The organism is Soonwooa sp. (assembly GCF_030151385.1).
Classification (GTDB): Bacteria; Bacteroidota; Bacteroidia; order Flavobacteriales; family Weeksellaceae; genus Soonwooa.
On record NZ_JASLDS010000051.1, the window covers coordinates 26,345 to 49,500 of the forward strand.

General features: G+C 35.6%; 23 protein-coding genes. 7 read left to right on the forward strand and 16 right to left on the reverse strand.

What is annotated here, in order from left to right:
- Positions 1-5: 5 nt before the first annotated feature.
- Complete coding sequence (locus tag Q1V95_RS09750; protein WP_300673200.1) at positions 6-887, forward strand: exopolyphosphatase; 882 nt, start codon at positions 6-8, stop codon at positions 885-887.
- Positions 888-991: 104 nt separating this feature from the next.
- Here Q1V95_RS09750 and Q1V95_RS09755 read toward each other — a convergent pair whose 3' ends face one another.
- Positions 992-2,821, reverse strand: a complete 1,830-nt coding sequence (locus Q1V95_RS09755) for an alpha-L-fucosidase (RefSeq protein WP_300673201.1) — start codon at positions 2,819-2,821, stop codon at positions 992-994.
- Positions 2,822-2,941: 120 nt separating this feature from the next.
- On the opposite strand from Q1V95_RS09755, the gene Q1V95_RS09760 reads away from it, so the two are divergent.
- Positions 2,942-3,961: an LLM class flavin-dependent oxidoreductase gene (locus Q1V95_RS09760; protein WP_300673202.1), complete on the forward strand. Its 1,020-nt coding sequence runs from the start codon at positions 2,942-2,944 to the stop codon at positions 3,959-3,961.
- A 41-nt stretch (positions 3,962-4,002) separates the two neighbouring features.
- Here Q1V95_RS09760 and Q1V95_RS09765 read toward each other — a convergent pair whose 3' ends face one another.
- From Q1V95_RS09765 to Q1V95_RS09800, 8 genes are all read right to left on the reverse strand, one after another.
- Positions 4,003-5,577 carry a flotillin family protein gene (locus tag Q1V95_RS09765; protein ID WP_300673203.1) on the reverse strand — a complete coding sequence of 525 codons (1,575 nt, stop codon included), beginning with the start codon at positions 5,575-5,577 and terminating at the stop codon, positions 4,003-4,005.
- A 13-nt stretch (positions 5,578-5,590) separates the two neighbouring features.
- Positions 5,591-6,157 carry an NfeD family protein gene (locus Q1V95_RS09770; RefSeq protein ID WP_300673204.1) on the reverse strand — a complete coding sequence of 189 codons (567 nt, stop codon included), beginning with the start codon at positions 6,155-6,157 and terminating at the stop codon, positions 5,591-5,593.
- A gap of 722 nt (positions 6,158-6,879) precedes the next feature.
- On the reverse strand, positions 6,880-8,346 hold the full coding sequence (gene rpoN / locus Q1V95_RS09775) for an RNA polymerase factor sigma-54 (protein ID WP_300673205.1): 1,467 nt from the start codon (positions 8,344-8,346) through the stop codon (positions 6,880-6,882).
- 158 nt (positions 8,347-8,504) lie between these two features.
- Entirely contained in the window at positions 8,505-8,828 is a 324-nt protein-coding gene (gene yajC / locus Q1V95_RS09780; protein ID WP_300673206.1) for a preprotein translocase subunit YajC, read from the reverse strand.
- Positions 8,829-8,836: 8 nt separating this feature from the next.
- Positions 8,837-9,367 carry a DUF1573 domain-containing protein gene (locus Q1V95_RS09785; protein WP_300673207.1) on the reverse strand — a complete coding sequence of 177 codons (531 nt, stop codon included), beginning with the start codon at positions 9,365-9,367 and terminating at the stop codon, positions 8,837-8,839.
- Between the two features lie 20 nt (positions 9,368-9,387).
- Positions 9,388-10,293, reverse strand: a complete 906-nt coding sequence (gene nusB, locus Q1V95_RS09790; protein ID WP_300673209.1) for a transcription antitermination factor NusB — start codon at positions 10,291-10,293, stop codon at positions 9,388-9,390.
- A 79-nt stretch (positions 10,294-10,372) separates the two neighbouring features.
- On the reverse strand, positions 10,373-11,059 hold the full coding sequence (locus Q1V95_RS09795; RefSeq protein WP_300673211.1) for a beta-carotene 15,15'-monooxygenase: 687 nt from the start codon (positions 11,057-11,059) through the stop codon (positions 10,373-10,375).
- Positions 11,052-11,546 (reverse strand): sigma-70 family RNA polymerase sigma factor, encoded by a 495-nt coding sequence (locus Q1V95_RS09800; protein WP_300673213.1) that lies wholly within the window; start codon positions 11,544-11,546, stop codon positions 11,052-11,054. Before Q1V95_RS09800 ends, Q1V95_RS09795 begins: the two co-directional genes overlap by 8 nt.
- A 148-nt stretch (positions 11,547-11,694) precedes the next feature.
- Between Q1V95_RS09800 and Q1V95_RS09805 the strand changes: the two genes are divergently transcribed.
- Positions 11,695-12,567 carry a mechanosensitive ion channel domain-containing protein gene (locus tag Q1V95_RS09805; protein ID WP_300673215.1) on the forward strand — a complete coding sequence of 291 codons (873 nt, stop codon included), beginning with the start codon at positions 11,695-11,697 and terminating at the stop codon, positions 12,565-12,567.
- On the opposite strand, the gene Q1V95_RS09810 is transcribed toward Q1V95_RS09805, so the two are convergent.
- The 7 genes from Q1V95_RS09810 to Q1V95_RS09840 form a co-directional block, all read right to left on the reverse strand.
- Entirely contained in the window at positions 12,557-13,345 is a 789-nt protein-coding gene (locus Q1V95_RS09810) for a T9SS type A sorting domain-containing protein (protein ID WP_300673217.1), read from the reverse strand. The two genes, Q1V95_RS09805 and Q1V95_RS09810, sit on opposite strands and share 11 nt — an antisense overlap.
- A gap of 98 nt (positions 13,346-13,443) precedes the next feature.
- Positions 13,444-14,637 (reverse strand): ADP-forming succinate--CoA ligase subunit beta, encoded by a 1,194-nt coding sequence (gene sucC, locus Q1V95_RS09815; RefSeq protein WP_300673219.1) that lies wholly within the window; start codon positions 14,635-14,637, stop codon positions 13,444-13,446.
- 108 nt (positions 14,638-14,745) lie between these two features.
- The gene (locus Q1V95_RS09820) at positions 14,746-15,006 is read right to left on the reverse strand and encodes a hypothetical protein (RefSeq protein WP_300673220.1); all 261 of its coding nucleotides are present in this window, start codon (positions 15,004-15,006) and stop codon (positions 14,746-14,748) included.
- 5 nt (positions 15,007-15,011) lie between these two features.
- Positions 15,012-15,548 carry a hypothetical protein gene (locus tag Q1V95_RS09825; protein WP_300673221.1) on the reverse strand — a complete coding sequence of 179 codons (537 nt, stop codon included), beginning with the start codon at positions 15,546-15,548 and terminating at the stop codon, positions 15,012-15,014.
- Positions 15,549-15,567: 19 nt separating this feature from the next.
- Positions 15,568-15,954 carry a DUF423 domain-containing protein gene (locus Q1V95_RS09830; protein ID WP_300673223.1) on the reverse strand — a complete coding sequence of 129 codons (387 nt, stop codon included), beginning with the start codon at positions 15,952-15,954 and terminating at the stop codon, positions 15,568-15,570.
- Positions 15,955-16,148: 194 nt separating this feature from the next.
- On the reverse strand, positions 16,149-17,228 hold the full coding sequence (locus Q1V95_RS09835) for a hypothetical protein (RefSeq protein ID WP_300673224.1): 1,080 nt from the start codon (positions 17,226-17,228) through the stop codon (positions 16,149-16,151).
- The gene (locus Q1V95_RS09840; RefSeq protein WP_300673226.1) at positions 17,228-18,556 is read right to left on the reverse strand and encodes a hydroxymethylglutaryl-CoA reductase, degradative; all 1,329 of its coding nucleotides are present in this window, start codon (positions 18,554-18,556) and stop codon (positions 17,228-17,230) included. Before Q1V95_RS09840 ends, Q1V95_RS09835 begins: the two co-directional genes overlap by 1 nt.
- A 271-nt stretch (positions 18,557-18,827) precedes the next feature.
- Here Q1V95_RS09840 and Q1V95_RS09845 point away from each other — a divergent pair, with 271 nt between their 5' ends.
- From Q1V95_RS09845 to Q1V95_RS09860, 4 genes are all read left to right on the forward strand, one after another.
- Positions 18,828-20,003, forward strand: coding sequence for an MFS transporter (locus tag Q1V95_RS09845; protein WP_300673228.1), 1,176 nt, complete (start codon positions 18,828-18,830; stop codon positions 20,001-20,003).
- 215 nt (positions 20,004-20,218) lie between these two features.
- Positions 20,219-20,731: a YceI family protein gene (locus Q1V95_RS09850; RefSeq protein WP_300673230.1), complete on the forward strand. Its 513-nt coding sequence runs from the start codon at positions 20,219-20,221 to the stop codon at positions 20,729-20,731.
- Between the two features lie 72 nt (positions 20,732-20,803).
- Positions 20,804-21,631, forward strand: coding sequence for a 4,5-DOPA dioxygenase extradiol (gene ygiD, locus Q1V95_RS09855; RefSeq protein ID WP_300673232.1), 828 nt, complete (start codon positions 20,804-20,806; stop codon positions 21,629-21,631).
- 339 nt (positions 21,632-21,970) lie between these two features.
- Positions 21,971-23,137 carry a carboxypeptidase-like regulatory domain-containing protein gene (locus tag Q1V95_RS09860; RefSeq protein WP_300673234.1) on the forward strand — a complete coding sequence of 389 codons (1,167 nt, stop codon included), beginning with the start codon at positions 21,971-21,973 and terminating at the stop codon, positions 23,135-23,137.
- Positions 23,138-23,156 lie beyond the last annotated feature (19 nt).

The window sequence follows — 23,156 nt, forward strand, 5'->3', positions numbered from 1 at the left end:
ATATTATGAAAATTGCAGCAATAGATATTGGAAGTAACGCCGCACGTCTTTTGATTAACGATGTGCAAGAGGTTAATGGTAAAGCCGAATTTACAAAACTTAATTTGTTAAGAATTCCGTTACGTTTGGGAATGGATGTTTTTAACCTTGGCGAAATTGGAGCAGAACGTCAAAAAATGTTTCTTAGTTCTATGAAGATTTTTCATCAATTGATGGAAGTTTACCATGTTGAACATTACAGAGCTTGTGCGACAAGTGCGATGCGCGATGCCAAAAATGGTGCAGAGCTTATTGCTTTAGCAAAAAAAGAAGCTAATATTAATATCGAAATAATCTCGGGTGACGAAGAAGCAACTTTGATTTATGAAAACCATGTTGCCGAAAGTCTTGACAAAAAAACAGCTTACTTATATATTGATGTTGGTGGTGGATCAACAGAATTAACATTTTATGAGAACGATAAAATGTTGTATGAAAAGTCCTTTAATATAGGAACTATTCGCTTGTTGCAAGGTTTGGTAACCGAAGATATGTGGTTCGAAATGAAGTCCGAAATCAAAAAGAATATTCTTTCCAAAAACAATGTCGTAGCAATTGGTTCGGGTGGTAACATTAACAAGATTTTTTCATTAAGCAAAACCAAAGACGGAAAACCAATGTCTGCGGCGACACTGAAAAAATATTATAAAACCATGAAAGAAATGAGCGTTCCCGAGCGTATGTCTTTCTATCAACTTAGAGAAGATAGAGCGGATGTTTTGGTGCCAGCGCTTCAGATTTTCAATGCGGTGATGAATTGGGCTGACATTAACCATATTTTTGTTCCGAAAATTTCCGTTGCAGATGGTTTAATTAAAAGCATTTATTCAAAACTTGAAAAGAAATAACCGCTTTGCAATCAATGCTTTTGCAAACTTTTAAAAGATAGTATTTTTCATCTTTTATGGTTAAATATAAAATACAAAAACCTCCAACTCAGGAGGTTTTTCGTTTATAGATTACTGTCGACGACATTGATGTTTTCTCGGAAAAGTTCCACAGGTTTGTCAAGCAAGACTGCAATAACAGTGAGGTTGTTATCCAGTCGATCTTCGGGAATGTCGATGTATACGATGCCGGGGATTTTGCTCCAGTAAAGTTTATTAAAAACCTGATGATTAATAACCGATCCTTCACCAACAATTCTGACACGCGAAATTTGATTTTTCAAACCTTTGATGGCGATTGGACCATTTGGTTTTCCGTCTACGAAAAGATACAAGGTTTGTCGGTCCTTACTTAGCGTTGTCAAACCATCATAATGACCATTCGGAATACTATCACCAGTATTGTAAAAAGCTTCGGAATGCTTGCTAAGCCAATTTTTAATTTCGGCGTTTTGCGTTTTTATTGCCATATTTTGACCATCTTCCGTAATTCCCAATTTTTGAAACAGACCGAAATTTTTAGTTTTACCAACTTCTTCTGCAAGTTGATAAACGGCTTGTTTGGTATTTTTAGAATTGATAACTTGGTTAAAATCAAAATTGTTTTCCAAAGTCGGTTCCACAAATTTTGGTTTTTCCTTAAAACTTAACTCAATAACGCTAACATCTTGGTCGTAATTTGCATTGGTAATGTCGATGTCGAGATTTCCTTTTTTATCGCTTTTAAAATCTAGTTTTGCAGCATTATCATTTAACATTTTAAGACCTAAAATTTCTGTTTGCAAACCATGAAGACTAAGATGCTCTTTGTTGCGATCGAGATAGAGGTAAAGTTTTTTTTCATTTTTTGAAAAAGCAGATTTTCCTAGATAGTTTTTAGAATCCAAACCTCGTCGTGTTCCATAGACGGCTTCAGGATACTTTTTTGTCCAACGTCCAAGATTTTCTAAAACATCTTGTTGTTCTTTAACAATCGTTCCATCAGCTTTTGGACCAATGTCAATCAGAAGATTTCCGCCCATACTAATGACGTCAGCCAAAGTTCTGACAATCATATTCGGTGTTTTGTAATGTGTGTCAAAAGGCTGGTAACCCCAAGAATCATTCATTGTGTAACACAGTTCCCAGTATTCATCTTCTGGCGCTACAACTGGAACGCCTTGTTCTGGTGTCGCATAGTCGCCATGTTGGTTGAGTCTAGAATTGATGATGATATCTTTGTTAAATTTTCTCAGATTGGTTAAAGTTTGCGGTGCTTTCCAATCTTCGGAAGTGTGTTCCCAATCGCCGTCAAACCAAATTAAATCGGGTTGATATTGCTGTGATAGTTCGTCAAGTTGAGCTTGGTAATATTTAACAAAATTATTCCAACGCTGAGGTTCTTTGATAATGTCATAACGCTTTTTAGTTCGTGTCGCAACATCGTAGTAATCGTGACTCCAATCGGGAAGTGAGTAATACAAACCCGTTTTGAGACCTGTCTTTTTTAAGGCTGCAACAAATGCTGTCAAAACATCTTTTTTAGCTTTCGAATCTCTAAGCGTTGTAATGGCTTTGTCTGCTTTGGAATCCCACAACGAAACACCATCATGATGTCTTGTCGTAATCACCGAATATTTTGCACCAGAGTTTTTAATTAATTCAGCCCAAGTTTCTGGTTGATAATTGGAAGCTGTGAAGCCATCCAATTGTTTCATATAATTGTCGTGGTTGATATAATTGTTAAAAAATGCCCACGACTCGGAAATGCCTTTAACCGAATAAATTCCCCAATGTATAAAAATGCCAAGCTTAGCATCCTGAAACCATTCCATTTTGGAAGTTGGTTGATTGCTTTTCTGCGCTGAAAAAAGTAGTGAAATGCTAACGAATGCGGAACAAAAGAGCTTTTTCATGTTGAGAATTTATTGATTTTAAATATATAAAATTTTTGTCGATTTCTGCTTTGTTCGTTCTTAACCTAAGTCAATATTAATCTTAATAAAGCGTCGTAATTTTGATAAAAATAATTGAAAATGGAATTAGGAATAGGAATGTTTGGAGACTTAGCAATAGACCCAACAACTGGAAAATATAGAAATGCTGGTGTCAAAATGCGTGAAATTTTGGACCAAGTAAAATTAATGGACGAAGTCGGGATTGATGTTTTTGCAATGGGCGAACATCACCGCGAAGATTATGCGGTTTCCTCACCAGAAATCCTTTTGGCTGCAGCGTCTAGTATTACTAAAAATATAAAATTGGCAAGTGGTGTTACGGTTTTGAGTTCTTCAGAACCTGTAAAAGTTTATGAAGATTTTGCAACGATTGACCAAATTTCGGATGGTCGTGCCGAGATTGTTGTTGGTCGTGGAAGCTTCATTGAATCTTTTCCACTTTATGGTTATGATTTATCGGATTATAATGAACTTTTTGAAGAAAAATTAGGTTTACTTTTAAAAATAAATTCAGGTGAAAATGTAAGTTGGAGAGGTCGACTAAGAGCACCAATGAACAATCAAACCGTCTATCCTAGAGCTACAAATAATGGTAAATTGCCAATTTGGGTTGCAGTTGGCGGAACACCAGAATCTGTGTTGAGAGCAGCGACTTTGGGCTTGCCTTTAATTGTTGCAATTATTGGAGGAATGCCAATGCAGTTCAAGCCATTGATTGATTTTTACAAACAAGAATATCTGAAAGCTGGTCATCCAGAAAGTGAAATGCAAATCGCAATACATTCGCACACTTTTGTTAGTGAAGATCCGCAAGTAATAGAGGATTATTTCGAAAACTACAAAGCGCAAATGGATAGGATAGGAGCGAGTCGTGGTTGGGCGCCTTACACAAAAATGCAGTATGATGGTGGACGCAGCGCCGATGGTGCTTTATTCATAGGAAATGCTGATGAGGTTGCGGAGAAAATTAATCGTGTTAAAGAAGCTTTTGGTTTGACAAGATTTATTGGACATATGGACATTGGTGATCCATCACACGACATCATGTTGAAATCAATTGAACTTTTCGGAACTAAAGTTTCTGACCAAGTTCGATAAAATTAAAAGCGCCTTTCAAAATTTTTTGAAAGGCGTTTTTGTTATGCTTTATTTTCTCCTGACGAATCATTTGATTTTGGTGGTTCTTCTTTTTTAACCACTTTAACGACATTCGATTCAACAGTTTTTGTTTTTTCGTCTTGACCCTTTAGATAAGAAGGAAGATTAAGTCCAGCCATGTTGAATAAATCATTTAAAGGTGGAACCGTTTTCATCATACCAGAAACGAAGTTGGCTGTTGATGTGGTGCCTTCGGGATTGTTGCCACCATCCCAAACAGTAACTTTATCAATTTTGATATTTTTAACCGCTTCAACTTGCGTTTTCACTAACTCAGGAAGCTTTTCAATCAACAACAATTGGAATGCACTGTTCGTATCGCCGCCAGCCGCTTTAACAACTTGATCATAACCTTCAGCTTGTTTTGTAAGGATTTGGTAAAGACCTTTCGCTTCTGCTTCCATTTTCGCATAGATTGCGTCAGCTTCCCCTTTCGCTTGAAGTCTGATTTTTTCTGCTTCCGCTTCCGCATCGATAATGGCTTTCTGTTTCGAAATCTCCGCTGGTACAACGATGTTGGCTTGTTGTGTAGAACGCTCTCTTTCCGCTCTGGCAGTTTCTGCTTTTTGTTCTGCTAAATAAGACTCTTCCAAAGCTCTTGCCGATTGTACTTTTTCTGCAGCAATGGCAATTTTCAAAGCTTCTGCTTCACGTTGTCTTCTTTCGGCATCAGAATTTGCAATGGTAATTTTCGCTTCATTTTCCCCTTTAATCGCTAAAGAGTTAGCTTCCGAAGTCGCAATACGCGCATCTCTTTCAGCTTCCGCTTTACCAATCGCCTCATCTTTTCCTGCAGAAGCAATGCTAATTTCTCTATCTTTTTGCGTGATTGCAATTTTAACATCACGATCTCTTTGCGTTTCTGCAATCTGCGTGTCTTTTTCTCTATCAGCAACAGCTTTACCAGTTTCCCCGATTTTGGTTTGTTCCGCAACTGAGATAATCGCTTCGTTAATCGCTTTTGCAGCAGCTTCTTTACCAAGAGCCTCGATGTATCCTGACTCATCGCGGATATCGGTAACGTTAACGTTGATTAGTTTTAGACCAATTTTCTTTAATTCGGTATCGACGTTTTTAGAAATGTTATCTAAGAATTTATCTCTATCTGAGTTGATTTCCTCAATCGTCATGGTTGCAATAACCAAACGCAACTGACCAAATAGAATATCTTTAGAAAGTTCCTGAATTTGCTCTGGAGAAAGTCCTAGCAATCTTTCTGCTGCATTTCCCATGCTGTCTGGCTCTGTAGAAATCGCAATCGTAAAACGACAAGGCACATCGACACGGATGTTTTGTCGAGAAAGGGCGTTGGTCAAATTGGCTTCAATAGAAATTGGTTTTAAATCCAAATAAGCAAAATCTTGGATTACTGGCCAAACAAAAGCACCACCGCCGTGAATACATTTTGCTGAGCTTCCTCCAGTTTTTCCATAGATTACCAAAATTTTATCCGACGGACAACGTTTGTACCGCGAGATAAGTGCCATAAAGGTTACGAATAGTACAAAAACGAGTACTACAATTAGGATAAAAGTCCCATTAATTCCATCAATCATTTTATAGTTTTATTTAAATTTTTTCAACAACAAGAATTTTGTCTTCGATACGAACCACTTTTACCAATTTTCCAGATTGAATGCTTTCATTTTCTGAAACAGCTGTTAACTCGTGGTTACTACCATTAAGAGAGATTAAAATTTTTCCCTGTCCCGATTTTTCGGACGGAATTGTCAGATATACCTCACCGCTTTTGCCGACCAACTTGTTGATATCGAAAGTGTTGTCTTCGGAAAGTTTTAAGATTTGTTTGATAATCGCAAAATACAAAACGATGAAAACCAAACCTACTAAGGCTGCAACAATGACTAATAGAGTTTTGTTGCTGATTGTTTCGTAAAATGCAACGCCAGCCCAACCAAAACCAAGTAAAAAATTAATCAAGTTTCGGAAAGAAAACAATTGAAAAGGTGCATCGGCATGGTCGAGATTTCCATCAAAATCCGCATTGATTCCGTCGGAAGCATCGCTACCTGCTAGCGTTAAAATTGTTTGAACTAGAAAAATTAAACTCGCTGCAATTGCAGTCCACCAAAAAGCTTGCTGCAAAGAGTCCATCCCTTGTAAAAAGTCTAACATAGTTTTATTTAGAATTGTTTAAAAATACTAAAAAAAATGCAGAAATGAAAGCTTTTTTTAATGTTGACATTATTTTTTTATAAACTTTTTGCTAAATGCTTGATGATATGTATTTGCCATTTTGCGAAACAAAATAATGCTGTGAATGTTGTTAAGCTCCTTCGGATCTTTTCGCATAGTTTTTTGTAGGCTATTAACAGAGCGTTCCTCTGGAACTTGTTGACAAAAACATATTTTTTTAATAAAATGATATTGGAAATGTTGTTAAGCTCCTTAGAAGTTTTCTGCTAATAGATAGTTTGAATCAAACATCAACCTAGCTCCGTAGGAGCGATCTATAACATTAACAGGTCGCTCCTACGGAGCTCGCAACGATAGTTTTTGTTTGCTATTAACAGAGCGTTCCTCTGGAACGCTTTAATGAAGCGAATTCATGTTTTGTTGCCGAAGTGAAATGAGGTTTTCTGTTTGATTTTTAATTATTATTAATAGAATGTTCCTCTGGAACTTTTTGACAAAACGCATTCGCTTTTTTTAATAAAATGATATTAGAAATATTATTAAGCTCCTTCGGAGCTTTCTGATAATAGAATGTTTGAAGCAAAAATTTGCCGAGCTCCGTAGGAGCGGTCTGAATTATTAACGAAAATCACACACATACACGGTGGCTTTGTGGTCTTTTGCAAAAAGAAAAAACGCTCCAAAATTGAAGCGCTCTATTTTTATAATTCTTTTCTAAGTCTAGCAACCGGAATGTTGAGTTGTTCACGATATTTGGCAATCGTTCGACGGGCAATGTTGTAGCCTTTTTCTTTTAAGATGCCAACCAAAGCATCATCTGTCAAAGGTTTTCGCTTGTCTTCGTTGTCGACAACTTCTTGCAAGTGATTCTTAATTTCTTTAGTCGAAACCTCTTCACCATCGTCATTCGTCAAACTATCAGAGAATAGATTTTTAAGATAAACGATTCCGTTAGGCGTGTCAGCGTATTTACTTTTAACAACACGAGAAATTGTCGAAATATCAAAACCCGTAATGTCTGCAACATCTTTTAGAATCATTGGTTTGATGTTCTTTTCGTCGCCTGTTAAGAAATAATCTTTTTGAAGTTTGACAATGGCAGTTATGGTTTGCAAAAGTGTATTTTGACGTTGGTTAATTGCGTCGATATACCATTTTGCTGCATCTAATTTTTGTTTGATAAATAAAGCCGCTTGTTTATGTTCTGCAGATTTTTTATCATGAGAATAGGTTGATAGGATTTCTTTATATTCTTCCGAAACACGCAGTGTAGGCGCATTTTTGCTATTCAGCATTGGGATCACTTGGTTATCCTTAATCTGTATAACAAAATCTGGGATAATCTCTTGGTTAATGGTAATCGTTTGGGTGTCGAAATTACCGCCGATTCTTGGTGATAGTTTTGAAATCACTTCCAAAGCATCTTTCAGATCTTCCTCTTCGATGTCATATTTCTGAATAATCTTGTTGTAATGCTTGTTGCTAAGTGCGTCGAATTGATTTCTCAAAATATTTGCAGCCAAACCAACGGCATGATCAGCGCTTACCTTTTTTTCAATTTGAAGTAAAAGACATTCGCGAAGATCACGTGCGCCAACACCAGCAGGATCTAGTTTTTGAACATAGTTTTCAAGGATTTCTGTCACATTTTCTGCTGTGGTATAGATGCCTTGTGAGAATGCTAAATCATCAACAATAGATTTGATTTCTCGACGAAGATAACCGTCGTTGTCAAGATTTCCGATAAGGTATTCTGCAATTTGTAAATCTTCGCCATCTATTTTCACCAATCTAATTTGTTCCAAAAGATAGTCGTAGAGACTTTGGCCTTCTGTTAATAAAGATTGATTATCAAATTCTTCGTCGTCTGGAGAATAGTTGCTAGAAGCCGTTTTGTAGCTAGGTTCGTCATCATAAAGATATTCGTCTACATCAAAATCTGTTTCGATGCTTTCGTTGCCTTCGTCGTCAAAATCATTTTCACCAGAGTCTGGGTAGTCTTCCTCGCCTTCGTTCTCCGAAACTTTTTCTAAAGCCGGATTTTCTTCCAATTCGCGCTCCAACTCTTCTTCAAACTCTAAAGTATGAAGCTGAATTAACTTCATCAATTGAATTTGTTGAGGAGCAAGTTTTTGACCTAGTTTAAGTTGTAGATTTTGTTTCAACATAGCTTTATGTGCGGACTAAATAAATACATCTGCGATACGAATTTACAAATTTTTTCTAAAAGGCAATGGGTTTTGCACGATTTTTGATGCTTAATATTAACAACAAAAAAGCCTTTCAAATTTGAAAGGCTTTTTTTGTATCTCGAAATAAGAACGTCTTATTTTTTAGCAATACCAAGAGTTTCTGGGAAACGTGCTGCTGTAAAGTCTCTAGAGATTGCAGCTTTCTCGAATTTTAGTTTTCCAGCCAAAGTTTCTAGCACAACACCATCGTCATTAATACTGAAAATTGTCCCATGCATACCCGAAGTTGTTACAACTTTTGCGCCTGGCTTCAAAGCTTCTTGGAAGGTTTTTTCTTGCTTTTGTTTACGCATTTGAGGACGGATCATCAAAAAGTAAAATCCTACAAACATAAGACCCATCATAATTAATGTTGGTGTCATCGAAGCTCCTCCTGCAGCTTGCAAAAATATTGTCATATCAGTGATTATTTAGGTTGGATATTTGCTGTGAAACCAATTCTGATTGGTGCTTTCTCAACATTTGTATAGATGTCTGCAGCTTTGCTTACTAGACCATCAAAACTTGTAGAATCAAACTTAAGCGTAATTTTTCCAGTTTTTCCAGGAAGGATCGGTTCTTTCGTAAACTCTGGAGCTGTACAACCACAACCAGGTTTAACAGAAGAGATAATTAATGGATTTTTCCCTGTATTTGTAATTTCGTAAACATGGCTAACAACGTCTCCTTTTTTAATTTCACCAAAATCGAAGTCCGATTCTTTAAGCGCTACAGTCGTTAAAGGATTCTTTTGTGCTTCTTGCAACGCTGGATCTGCTGCCTCTTCATTTGCATGATCGTGACCTGTGTGGTCTTCAGCGCCAGCCTCTGGAGTTGCTTGGTTTTCCACAACTGCTGAACTATTATCTTCTACAACTGTAGTTTCGTCCTTTTTTTTACAAGCTACGATGCTAATTGCCATTGCAGCGATTGTTAAATACTTAAATGATTTTCTCATAATAATATATTAATTAAGAATTATGCTCTGTTTTTGTCTTTGCTATACTTGTCCAAAATACCATTAATAAAGATGTTTGACTTTTCAGTTGCGTAGACTTTAGAAATGTCAATGTATTCGTTAATGATAACTTTAGAAGGCGTTTGTGGGAAATAATCCATCTCTGTGATAGCTGCCACCAAAATGATTTTATCCATTAATGAAACTCTGTCCAGCTCCCAGTTAACCAATCTTTCTTCCAATTTCTTTTCAGAATCTTCCCAGTTGTTAAGACTTTGGCGAAGAAGTTTTCTTGCAAATTCTTCGTCTTCATCATCCTTAATTGCACGAACTAAAGTATGGCTAGGAGTATCTTCTTTTAGGAAACCAATTGTTTTCTGTATCATGGAGTTTGAGATGTGATAGTCGTCTGCCCAACTCATTTCCATTTCTTCGAATCTATCGTGTAGGTCGTTGTTTTCAGCAACGTATCTTAGGAATAATTTTCCAATGAATTTTTGATCCTCGTCAAAAGAGATATCTTCCGTTGACATATACTCTTGGTAACGTTTGCCAGCTTTTATTCTTTGGAAAGTTTTTACAAGGACTTCATCGTTGAAATCCCAGATTAGTTCTTTGTGTTTGTCCGTGAAGCTTCTACGTTCTTCATTGTTTTCCAAACTTTCAAGAATTTGATTTCTTACAAATTTTTGATTTGGATTGATGTCGCCCTCTTTTTTAAGGTATTTATTTTTACCAATTTCAATTTGATTTTCTGCAACGTGTTTTAACGCTACGATAAAATTAAGTTGGTAAATGTACAGGTTGTAGATTTTGTTAATCTCACTGATGAGATTTTTCTCTACATTCTCCTGTCTAATAGGGTTTTGGTAGTAAGAATAGAGATTTTCTATTACTTTTTCGCGGATTTGTCGTCTTCCAAGCATTTCAAAGAACTTTATGTGGCTGCAAAGATACGCATTTTAATTTTTCTAAAAAGCTGACTTTTGTAGCAAAAAAGTGAAATTATTGGTTTTCTTTTTCGCTTTCTATTTGACGAAGTTGTTCAAGGTTTTTACTTAGACGTTTTAACAAAATTCCATAGAAAATTTTGTAGTAAAGAACAATTAACAAAATGCTTAAAATTAATGCTACAATTATCCCAATAATGAATCCCAGCTTGGTTGCTTGGCTTAATTGTATGCTTTGCTCTCCCAACACAACGGATACATAAATGCTGAATGAAACAATATATCCTATTAATAAAATAATGTTAATCGCGATGAAAGCATTGACTTTCCTTTTAAAATTTATAATTCTGAGAATGAATTCTTTTAGGTTATCCTCGACGCTAATTCTTTGGTAGCTTTTATAAAATAAATACACGAAAATTCCTGTCAAGCTTAGACTCATAATTTTGATGACCAAATAGATTTTGTCCATCGTGTGTAGGACTTCACTTTGATTTTGAATATGCAAACGCGATAATATTTCGCGGAAATTGACATGGTCATCTTTGGAAACGAGCGAAAAAATGAGTAAAGCTATAAACACAAAAAACTCTGCCAAGCTTATCCATAAAAGATACTTCACATAATTTCTGGATTTTGTGTTGAGCATGGCTTCGATGTCGGATTGCTCATAAGCGTCCGCTACTTTTTGGTTCTGCCAAACCGATTTTAGGTCGTCTATGTCGAAGTCGTTGTTAGGCATGTTGCGTCATTAATTCTTTAAGCGTCTTTTTTAATCTATTCATTTTTACACGAGCATTAACCTCTGTAATACCCAATGTTTCGGCGATTTCTTTGTACGATACATCATCTAGATACATCATCACAATTGCACGCTCTACATTTGGGAGAAGTTTTATCACTTTATAAAGTAACGAAATCTGCGCTTGTTTTTCGTCGTCCTCTTCTTGCTCGTATTCGAAGTGGACTTCGTCTAACTCACTCGTTAATGGCGATTTTGTTTTTTTTCTGAATAAAGTAATTGCGGTATTTAGCGCGACACGATACATCCAAGTTGAGATTTTGGAATTTCCTTTGAAGGAGTCGTAGGAGCGCCATAATTGCAAAACAATCTCTTGGAAGAGGTCTTGCTCGTCTTCTAAAGAATTGGTATACAAACGCGAAACCTTGATGATAAGTCCTTGGTTGCCTTTGATAAGTTGAGAAAATTCTTTCTGTTTTGAGTCCAATTTTTAGAAAGCGATTTTTTTTGATTTATTTTTGATAAAGATAATGGTTTTTGACTTTATTTTGTAAAGAAAATAGGAAAGATAATCTCTAAGGTTTAAGAATTCTAAAAATGGTATTTTTTTTGATACCGAACTTCAAATTTATGTTATGGGAGAGCAAACTTCGTCTTATATTGAGTTAGTCTATGGTGTGTTAAAAGATTGGTATGTTCGTCTTGCCGAGATCACGCCAAATCTCATTGTGGGATTATTGGTGTTTTTGTTCTTTTTTAAATCAAGTAAATATCTAAGTAAAGTTGCTGTAAAGCTTTTTCATAAAGCCTTTCCAAAAAGTAAAATCGAATCTGTTGCGATGCTGGTTGGTGTTTTCAGATTCTTGATTATGATTATGGGAACTTTTATTTCCCTAGAAATAATGGGCTTCAGTGGTTTCTTTGTTAAGTTTTTGGGAAGTTTGGGTGTTGCCGGAGTTATTGCGGGTGTTGCTCTTAAAGATTTGGTGTCAAGTATTTTCTCTGGTATGTTGGTTGGGATTGACAAAGCTTTTGTTGTTGGCGATAACATTACGATTGGTGCCCATTCTGGAACGGTGCAAGAGATTGGATTTTTAACGACTAAACTTATTAATGACGAAGGTAAAAAGGTTTATGTTCCGAACCAAGTTATTTTTAATGCGCCTTTTTATAACATCACAGCTTCGCCTCAAAGAAAAGTGATTCTGAGTTTTGACATTCCCTTAAGTGAAGATTTAACTCAAGTAAAAGAGGCGATAGAAAGTGTTATTTCTAACCTTGATAAAGCCAAAGAAGCACAACCTGATGTTTTGTTTACCAATATTAACGGTGGTTTGGTAAGCGTTCAAGCTAAATTTTTAGTTGAACCAGGCTCGAGTCCAGCGATTTTGAAAAGTAATGCCATCCTTGCGGTGAAAGAAGAGATGGCTAAACGTGGTATTAGATTTACGAGTCCTACAAATATTATGGTGCAAAATACTGATGCGCCAAAAGCTTCTAATTCCTAATCAGAAACTTCTGATTATAGATGTTGGCTTGATTCGTGTAATTCAGGAAATAAACACCTTTTGCTAAAGTTTTCATTTTTAAAGAAGTTTTTCCTGTTTTAATATTTTGGCTTAAAATTAATTTGCCGTGTGAATCGAAAATTTTGATTGCAGTGTCAAATGGTGATGTGATTATTAAATCATTGCTAAGTGTTGCAATCGAAATCGGATTTTTCTTGATTTCCGTTGTCGCCAAAATTGGTGCAGAAATGTCGATTTCGTCAATGCCTACAAAATGTGTTCTTACATTGAGCGTGATTCGGATTTCGTCAATGTTTTCAAATGCGGGAGTGTCCGCGAAATCAAATTTTGACCAACGCTCTGGTGTATTCGTTCTAAAATCTTTTGACGCGTTGGGAACTTCATTTCCTTTCAGGTAGCCTTTAAAATTCACCAAAAGATTCGCATCAGGTTTTAGATATATAGAATTAAACTTGAATGCTGAACCATCGTTAGATTTAATTCTGAGGTATTTCATGTCCCAATTGTCTAGGCTGATGCAGCCATCAAGATTGGTGATTCCACCATTTGGAAAACGCTTGAAATTGAACTGACCATTGTTGTCAAATGCTGTTACATCCCAGCCAGTATCGAGAATGTTGTAAAGCCACGTATCACTATTATAAGTATCTTCTTCATACAGTGTAATGAAATTAAAATCTGTTACACCATAAGTTGGTGCTTTTTGTGCCATTACAGAGACGGAAAATAGACTTAACAAGAGATACAAATACTTCATAACTTTACTTTGATTAAAGTTAAATAAAATTTAATAAATAAAAAAACCTCCAAGATTATAACATCTGGAGGTTTTCATTTATTGTGAAAATTCTAGAATTAAGCTCCTAAAACTTCTTTTACTTTGTTAGCTGCTTCTTCAAGAGTAATTGCAGAGTGAACGTTAAGTCCAGAATCGTCAATCATTTTCTTAGCGATTTCAGCGTTAGTACCTTGTAATCTTACGATTAATGGAACTGGGATATTTCCGATGCTGTTGTAAGCGTCGATAACACCTTGTGCAACTCTATCACATCTTACGATACCACCGAAGATATTGATAAGGATTGCTTTTACGTTTGGATCTTTCAAGATGATGTTGAAAGCTGTTTCAACTCTCTGCGCATCGGCAGTACCACCAACGTCTAGGAAGTTAGCAGGGTTACCACCTGATAATTTGATGATATCCATTGTCGCCATTGCAAGTCCAGCACCGTTTACCATACAAGCAACGTTACCATCAAGCTTTACGAAGTTAAGACCTGCGTCACCAGCTTCTACGTCTGTTGGATCTTCTTCTCTCTTATCTCTAAGTTCTGCCAAATCTTTGTGACGGAACAATGCGTTGTCATCCAAAGATACTTTTGCATCAACTGCGATAATTTTGTTATCTGAAGTCTTAAGAACTGGGTTGATTTCGAAAAGAGAAGCGTCGATACCAACATAAGCGTTGTAAAGCGCTGTGATAAATTTAACAAACTCTTTGAAAGCAGTACCTTCTAATCCTAAGTTGAAAGCGATTTTTCTAGCTTGGAAACCTTGAAGACCTACAGCAGGATCTACAACTTCGTGGTGGATCAAGTGTGGTGTAACTTCAGCAACGTGCTCGATATCCATACCACCTTCAGTAGAATATACGATCATGTTTTTCCCTTGCGCTCTGTCTAATAATACAGAAACATAAAATTCTTTAGTTTCTGACTCACCTGGATAATATACATCTTCAGCGATTAATACAGAATGTACTTTTTTACCTTCTGCAGACGTCTGAGGCGTTACCAATTGCATACCAAGGATGTTGTTAGCATTTTCTTTAAGTTTTTCCATGTTAGGAGAGAACTTAACACCACCACCTTTTCCACGACCACCTGCGTGGATTTGAGCTTTAACTACCCAAGCTTGTGCGCCTGTGTCAGCAGTTAATTTTTCAGCAGCAGCTACAGCTTCATCAACATTATTCGCAACAATACCACGTTGGATTGCAACGCCGTATTTTGATAAAATCTCTTTAGATTGGTATTCGTGAAGATTCATAATATTTTTATTGTTTTATTTACTGTTTTTTAAGAATTACAAATTTAATAAAATTGAGGGAATAAAATAATTTAAACCCAATTATTTAATTTGACATTTTTTATCGTGTCAATACTTTTTGCCGACCTCTTTACAAATTTGCAAGTATTCGGTAGGCATTTTCGAAAATGGACCAGTTTCAAAATACTCGTCAGAGTGCGGAATGTAAATACTGTATTCCTTTCCAATTGGGAGAATCGGGATAAAAAATAATTCAATATACTTTTTAGAAACCGTGATTATCGCATTGACAGGAAATCCATTTCGCATTATTTTGCGCTCTTCTTTTGCGACAGATTTGGATTTAATTCCGAAAATGAAAAAGAACATTATTGTTAATCGACTTCTTTAAAGCTTGTTGCAATATTGCGAAACTCTTCCAAAAATTTTGCCTTATTTTCTTTTGGAGTCCAAGACAGAACTTGATAGTAATATTCTGGTGTTTCGATGACTGTGAACAAATAGAAAATAGGAATGTCCTTTGACGTTGCTTCGTCAAAAATAACGGCCTCTATTTCTTTTTGTATGGCATTCTGATTATTGATTTTAAACTTCTTGGGTGTTGTTTCTTTTACAGAATTTTCTTTAGTTAATTCTAAAAGTCCTTTTGTATAAAACTCTAAAGTTTCCTCAATTGTGGAGAATTTAACACTAAAAAATTCAAGAGGTGCTTTTTCATCCTGAATAACAATGCTGTACTTACCTTGTGCGCCATTTGATCTCTGAGAGGCAGCATCATTATTGAGATCATAAGCTCTCATGTAACTATCAGGATAGGTTATTTTAAAAATTTTTCCAACTTTAATTTCGGTTGATTGTCCAAAAGCCAAGCAGCTTAAGATAAGGAAGCTAAGTAATAATTTTATTTTCATCTTATATTTAATTTTATGTTTAAATTTTATTCTTTGCAAAATACCAAATCAACATTGCCCAGCTGATAATCATAAACAGTCCACCAAGTGGTGTGATTGGTCCTAAGAATTTTAAGTTAACACCCCAATAATCTTGGAAACTCAAGAAATAAATACTGAATGAAAACAAGAATGTTCCGATAATCATCGCTAACGAAATCCATTTTTGACTTCCTGTATCGAATTTTAAAATGTAACCAACAATTAAAAGAAAGAATGCTGCATACATTTGGTATCTAACACCAGTTTCGAAACTTTCTAGACGTTCCGCAGAAAGCATACTCTTAAAAGCATGTGCGCCAAATGCACCTAATATCACTGAAAGCATTCCGTAAAACGCTCCAAATACTAATGTAAATGTTTTCATTTTTTAAATTTTATTTTGAGAAATTAATATGAATATTTTTCCTGCTGTTGTTAGGGTTCCGAGGATAATAAAGAACCATGCAAATCTTTTGCTAGGCGCAAATCCAGGATGTTTTGTTACTTTTAAAAAGATTCCAAATGCGAGTATAAAAATGGATAATCCGAGTCCGAACATTGTTAGTTGTTGTTTTAAAATTAATAAGCGGTTAGCTCAACTGTTGATTTTTCTTTGGTTTGTTGATTTTCCCAAGTACCATTTAGTGTATTTCCTTTGGCATCGAGTTCAATTTTTGCACGCTTTATCCATTGCATTGATTGTTCGTCGTGATGATCATTTTCTGTTATAGAAAGGTGATTGCCATTTTGCTTTCCATCAAGGTCGATTAATATATTGTGCTTGTTATACCAATATTTTGCACCAAAAGAAGTGTCATCAAAAATTTCATTAATAAGTAAGGTGATTGGATATTTACCAGCAATATTTCCTTTGTAAAGTCGATTCATTAAAGTCGGTTGCGGAATGGCAGTCGGATTGTCTGAAACTAAATTTTTGCCATAAGTTGTCAAATATTGATCGAGGTTTTTATAAGGAATTCTAATATAAAACTCCGCTAAATCATCTATCGCACGATTAGTATGAACAGAGCATTTGCTAGAAATTAAAACCAAATTATCTTTTTCAAAATAATAAGTCAAATAATCTATACTGCGAACGTCGATGCCTTCGAGACAATTTTGATAAAGATCAATTTGATCTTTTTCCCTTTCGTCAGGGTTTTTAGAAATCTCTTTGAGGAATTTTCCGATTTCCTTTTTTATGCTTTTCGCTGCTAAATTCTCAATTTTAGGAATTGCGCTGGGTGCGATTAAATCTTTTAGATTAACAAAATTTCCTGTTCTGATGTCAAAGCTTTTCCACTGTTCAAAATTTTCAGGATAGGCACCAGAGGCTTCACCACTGAAAAATAAACTCAAGATATTTTCCTTTGGTCGAAAATTTTTCCATTCGTAATATGAAACGTAATTCGAAAAAGAAGTCGTTCCCGTACTTACTAATTGAAAAGGATTTTTTCGTGTGTTCGGAATATTTTCTAAATCTGTAACCTGCAAAAAAAGATTTATTTTTTCGCTTGCAATTTTATTTGACGGGATTTCTACAAAGGGATAAGTTGAAGATTCTGTTTTGGGCGCCAAATTAGTGACAATGACTTTCGTCCTTTGCGAAAAGCAAAGGCTAAAAGACAAAACCAAGAAAGCAACGCCCAAATTTCTCATTATTTTTCGCGCAATTTGTTCAATTCTGCAATCACTTCGTGGTGGCTCACCGTTTTATCTTTAAAGTAAGTGACAAAATGTTGTTTCTCTTCCTCGGTTGCTCCAAACTGATTAAGAATGTTAAACAAGTGCATCTTCATGTGACCTTTTTGGATTCCTGTTGTAACCAAGGAACGTAAAGCACCAAAATTTTGTGCAAGTCCCGAAACAGCCAAAATACTCATCAATTCTTGTGCAGATGGTTTCCCTAAAAGCGCTAACGAAAATTTAACCAAAGGATGAAGATTGGTCAAACCACCAACAACACCAACTGAAATTGGCAAGTCAATCCAAAATCTAAAAATACCATTGTCTGTTGTACAATGTGTCAGCGACGAATACTTTCCATTGCGTGATGCATAAGCGTGTGCGCAAGCTTCAGTAGCACGGAAGTCGTTTCCAGTTGCAATAACCACAGCGTCGACACCATTCATGATGCCTTTGTTGTGCGTTGTTGCACGATAAGGTTCGATTTCGGCGATGTTAACAGCTTGTTTAAATTTCCAAGCAAATTCTTCGTTAGAAATGCCGCTGTCATCTTTCAGCTCATCAATCGGGCAAGAAACTTCCGCACGAACAATACAATCTGGCGTAAAGTTGGACAAGATATTCATCACAACTTGTAGGGAATCTTTTTCCGCTTGTGTAAAGTCCGCTTCGTTAGCTACTTCTTCTTTTAAAGTTTTTCCGAATTGCTCCAGACAAGAGTTGATGAAGTTAGCACCCATCGAATCTTGCGTGTCAAAACTTGCTTTTAGTTGGAAGTAATTTGGCATTTCCTCCGTCTTGTCAATCAAACGAATATTAAGAATTCCACCACCACGTTTTCTCATGTTGGCAGTAATATCTTCAGTTGCTTCGAATAATTTTTTCTTTAATTTAAAATTGAAAAAATGCTGAAGTTTATGAGGTTCAACATTTAAGATAAAATGCGTGTGTCCTAATTTTTTGGTATTGATAATGGTTGTTTTGAAACCGCCTTTATCCAACCAAAATTTTGCGGCTTTGGATGCTGCTGCAACGACCGAACTTTCTTCAACTGCCATTGGAAGCGCCAAAAGTTTGCCATCAATTAAAAAATTTGGAGCAATCCCATAAGGCATATAAAAGTTGGAAATTGTGTTTTCCGAAAACTCTTCGTGTAGTTTTTGTAAATCAGAATCGTTGTTCCAATATTGTTGTAAAATTTGTTCGTAACTTCTGTCATTCGATAGATACTCGCTGATAAGCCAATCTATCTTTCTTTGCTTGGATAATTTTGAAAATCCTTCTACTGGTTGATGATTCATTTAATACGACTTTAAGTTTCAAAGATAAGGAATTCGTTTCAGCTAAAATCTAGGAATAAGCTTTTGAAAGTCTGAAAATTGTCATTTTTTTTGATATTTTCCTATTATCGATTTTGAATCTTAAAACTTTTGTTAAGATTTGTTTTAAAACAAGAATTAATAAACTCAACAATCGTTTGTCTCAATACAAATCAATTTTAAATTTAATTAAAGAACAAAAACTCTTTTAATAAATAGCCGTATTTTTGCATTCTTTTTTAAGCAGAATATCATGTCGGAAGTTTCTAAAATGTCGTCGCCACCCATCCAATTATCACAATATCGTAGAGCCGTTTTTGGCTATTTCTTTTGTCAAGGAATTTGCTTTGCATCGTGGGCAAGCCGTATTCCGACGATTAAAGAAAATCTGCACCTTAGCGAAGGACAATTGGGAACGATGCTTTTGATGTTGCCAATGGGGCAACTTTTCACAATGGCACTTTCGGGCAAAATCAACACAAAATATGGAAGCGCAAAAGTTATCACAATTGTATCTATAATATATGCGTTGATTTTGGTGAGTATTTCTTTCGCGACCAATGTTTATATGCTGGCTGCTTCATTATTGCTTTTCGGTGTTGCAGGAAATATGGCGAGCGTCGCAGTTAACACGCAAGCAGTCGCTGTAGAGAAAATGTATGGAAAATCGATAATGACTGTTTTTCATGGTGGATGGAGCTTGGCAGGATTCTTCGGCGCTTTAATTGGACTTTTGACGATTAATCTACATATTAATACCACTTATCATTTTTTAATCATCTTAGGATTGGTAATCATTAACACGTTTTGGAATGTTAAATATCTTGTTCCAAAAATTGAACACGCAAGTTCGGCTGGTAAAAAAGTAAAGTTTCGACCAGATTCTATTTTGATACAATTAGGAATTGTCGGCTTCTTTAGTATGGCAACGGAGGGCGCGATGTTCGACTGGACGGGCGTTTACTTTAAAGATGTTATTAAATCGCCTGCGTCGTTAGTTATTCTCGGCTATACCTCATTTATGGTGATGATGGCAACAGGACGTTTTCTGGGAGGACTTCTCATAACCAAATTGGGAAACAGAAAAGTATTAATGATTAGTGGTTTGCTTATGTTTGTCGGAATGATGATGTCAGTGTTGTTTCCGTTTGTGGTGACTTCAACCATTGGCTTTATGTTGGTTGGTTTGGGCGTTGCCTGTTGTGTGCCGACAGTCTATAGTTTGGCTGGGACTCATCCGAGTATTCCGCCGAGTATGGCAATTGCTTTGGTGTCGAGTATCAGTTTCTTGGGATTCTTGATGGGACCACCTTTAATTGGTTATATTGCTGAGTTGTCAAATTTGCGTTGGTCGTTCACTTTATTTTCGTTGTTTGGATTGGCAATGGTCGTGATGATGTTTGTGAGTTCTTACTTCAAAAAATCATAAATTTTTGTTAAGTCGAACTTTTCTCAATTTTTAAATTTTTGGTTTAAATTTTTCTAAGTTATTCATTAATAAAGCTTTTCGGGTTTTTAAGCTACCAAAAGTGTATTTTTCTTAACATAGGTTAAGCTATAAAGTTATCATAAATCAATGTTTACTAAGCTGTTGCGGTGCTAGATTTGCAATAGAAATTTAAACAAACAAATAAAACAAATATTATGGCAACTAAATGGTTATTAGACCCAACACACAGCGAAGTAAATTTTAAAGTTAGACACATGATGATTTCTAATGTTAAAGGAGAGTTCAGAAACTTTAATGCAGAAATCGAAGCTAACGATGACACATTCCAAAATGCAAAAACAACTGCCTTTATCGATGTAGATTCAATTTTCACAAACAATACAGATCGTGATAATCACCTTAAATCTGCAGATTTCTTTAACGCAGAACTTAACCCAAAAATCACTTTCGTATCAGATTCACTTAACCAAGATATTACTGGTAACTTAACAATCAATGGTGTTACAAAACCAGTGAAATTGGAAGTAGAATTTGGTGGTGTTAATGTTGACCCTTGGGGGAATACAAAAGCTGGTTTCACTTTCGAAGGAAAAATTAGCAGAAAAGATTTCGGTCTTAACTGGAATGCAGCACTAGAAGCTGGTGGTGTTATGGTTGGCGATGATGTAAAAATCTCAGGTGACCTACAGTTTGTAAAACAAGCTTAAACTTATCTATCTATATATCACAGGAAGATTTAAGAAGTGTTCATTCGCTTCTTAAATTTTTCGTTTTTAAATATGAACCTAAACGATCTAAATCAAATATCCGAAGGCTTTCAGAAGACACCAAAAATGCCTGTGCTTTTTTTGGGACATGGCTCTCCAATGAATGCGATTGAGGATAATATTTTTGTGCAAGGCTTTAGAAAAATTTCGAAAGAAATCCCGACGCCTAATGCGATTTTGTGTGTTTCTGCACACTGGTTTACAGAAGGGACTTTTGTAACAGCGATGCAACATCCGAAGACCATTCATGATTTTTATGGTTTTCCAAAAGAATTATTCGAAGTTGAATATCCTGCGCCTGGCAGCCCCGAATTGGCGCTCGAAACCGTCGAACTTTTGTCGCCGACTTTGGTTGAAGAAGATCACAATTGGGGATTGGATCATGGCGCTTGGTCAGTAATTCGACACATGTATCCAGAGGCTAATATTCCTGTGATACAGTTAAGCATCGACTATACCAAGTCGCCGCAATATCATTTTGAATTGGCGCAACGTCTTAACAAATTGCGCGAAAAAGGAATTTTAATAATTGGTAGTGGTAACATTGTCCATAACCTAAGAATGGTCGATTGGCAGAATATCAACACTGTTGGTTCTGGCTGGGACTGGGCGATTGAAGCCCGCGAAAAAACAAATCATTGGTTGATGGATGGCGACTTTCAAAAATTAATTGATTATCAAAAACAAGGCACAAGTTTGCAATATGCAGTACCGACGCCTGATCATTTTTTGCCTTTAATCTATACTTTAGGATTAAAGGATAAATCAGAAAATCTTTCGCTTTTTAACGATGCATTAATCGGCGGAAGTCTAAGTATGACCAGTGTTCTGGTTCATTGATTTAGTTTTCATAGTTTTATTTTTTTAAGGTTTTGTTCCAAAAGAGCAAAACCTTTTTTGTGAATAAAATAAAATTCTTAAAATCAATTTGTTTTCGTCTACAAATAGGCTTGTGTTAAGTTAATTAAGAAAATTTCTCAGAAAATATTAACTGAATGAAAAGTTCTGTAGGAACGCGCTGTTAGTAGAAAATTGAATGTTGGAAAAGTGTGAGCTCCGTAGGAGCGACCTGTTAGGGGATTTCTCACATCTGTTTTTTTGATATTGCATTTACCGAAGGTTAAATCTGTTACTCAGCAAAAGCTTTTTTTATCACTAATATTTTAGTAATATTGAATTATGAAAGTATTTTTGAGTTTTGTGCTGCTGCTTTTTTCGATGTTAAATGTTTTCGGACAAGTTATCAAAGGCAGCGTTGTTAATGATGCGTCTCAAAGGATATCGGGCGTTTCGGTTTATATTGACGGAACGAAAATTGCGACTTCTTCTTCGCAAGATGGTAGTTTTCAATTGGATGTTTTGGGACAGAAAAATGCAATTTTGGTGTTTAAAAAAGATGACTACGAAAGTGTTTCTGTCAAAGCTTCCGATTATTTTGATAAAAGCTTAAAAGTTGTCCTTAACAAAGTCAGCGAAATCGAAGAAGTTGTTATTATTCCTTATACAGAGGAGGCTTACCGCAATTACATCAATTACTTTCTTAGTGCTTTTATTGGTGAAAATCAAAATGATGTTAAAATCAAAAATGTCCGTAGTTTAAAATTTTCTTATGATAAACAAAAGAAGTTTCTGCAAGTTAAAGCCCCCAAAACTTTAATTATCGAAAACAAAAAATTGGGTTACGAAATTCAATACAATCTTATCAATTTTAGCGTTGATTTTAATTCTAAAATTCAGAAATTTTCGGGCACAAGTTTTTTTAAAGAAACCAAAAATAGCGGTCAAACAAAAATCAATAGGATGAATGCTTACAACGGCAGTCTGATGCATTTTTTACGAAGTCTTTATTTGGAAAAGACCAGAGAAGAAGCTTTTGAAATCAACAAGATTATTAAAATCCCCAATCCGAAATATCCCACAAAAGCAGAACTCGAAAAGCTGGCTGATTTTCGTAAAATGATAAAGCAAAATAATACTATAAAACTGCCCGAAGATGTTATGGATATTGCAAAACGAAGCAAAGAGTCGCAATTTGTTTTGGCGTTGGTAGAAAGAGATTTGGCAGATTCAAAAATTTTGGAAATTTCCAATGGACAAAAGTATTTGACTTTTCCCGATATCTTGCAAGTTAAGTTCAGCAAGTATTTTTATGAGAAAAAGGGAAGTGGTTTTGTGAAAAGTCAACTTCCGATTTCGCAGTCTTCTTATATGTATGTCGAAGGTCAAAGTTTTGAAATCTATCCTGATGGCAATTGTTCGTCACCCGATGATTTGTTGACCGATGGCGATTTTGGAAGGAATAAAATTGAAAATTTGTTACCACTCGATTACAAATTTGGTGAATAAAAAAATCCCGAGCATTTCG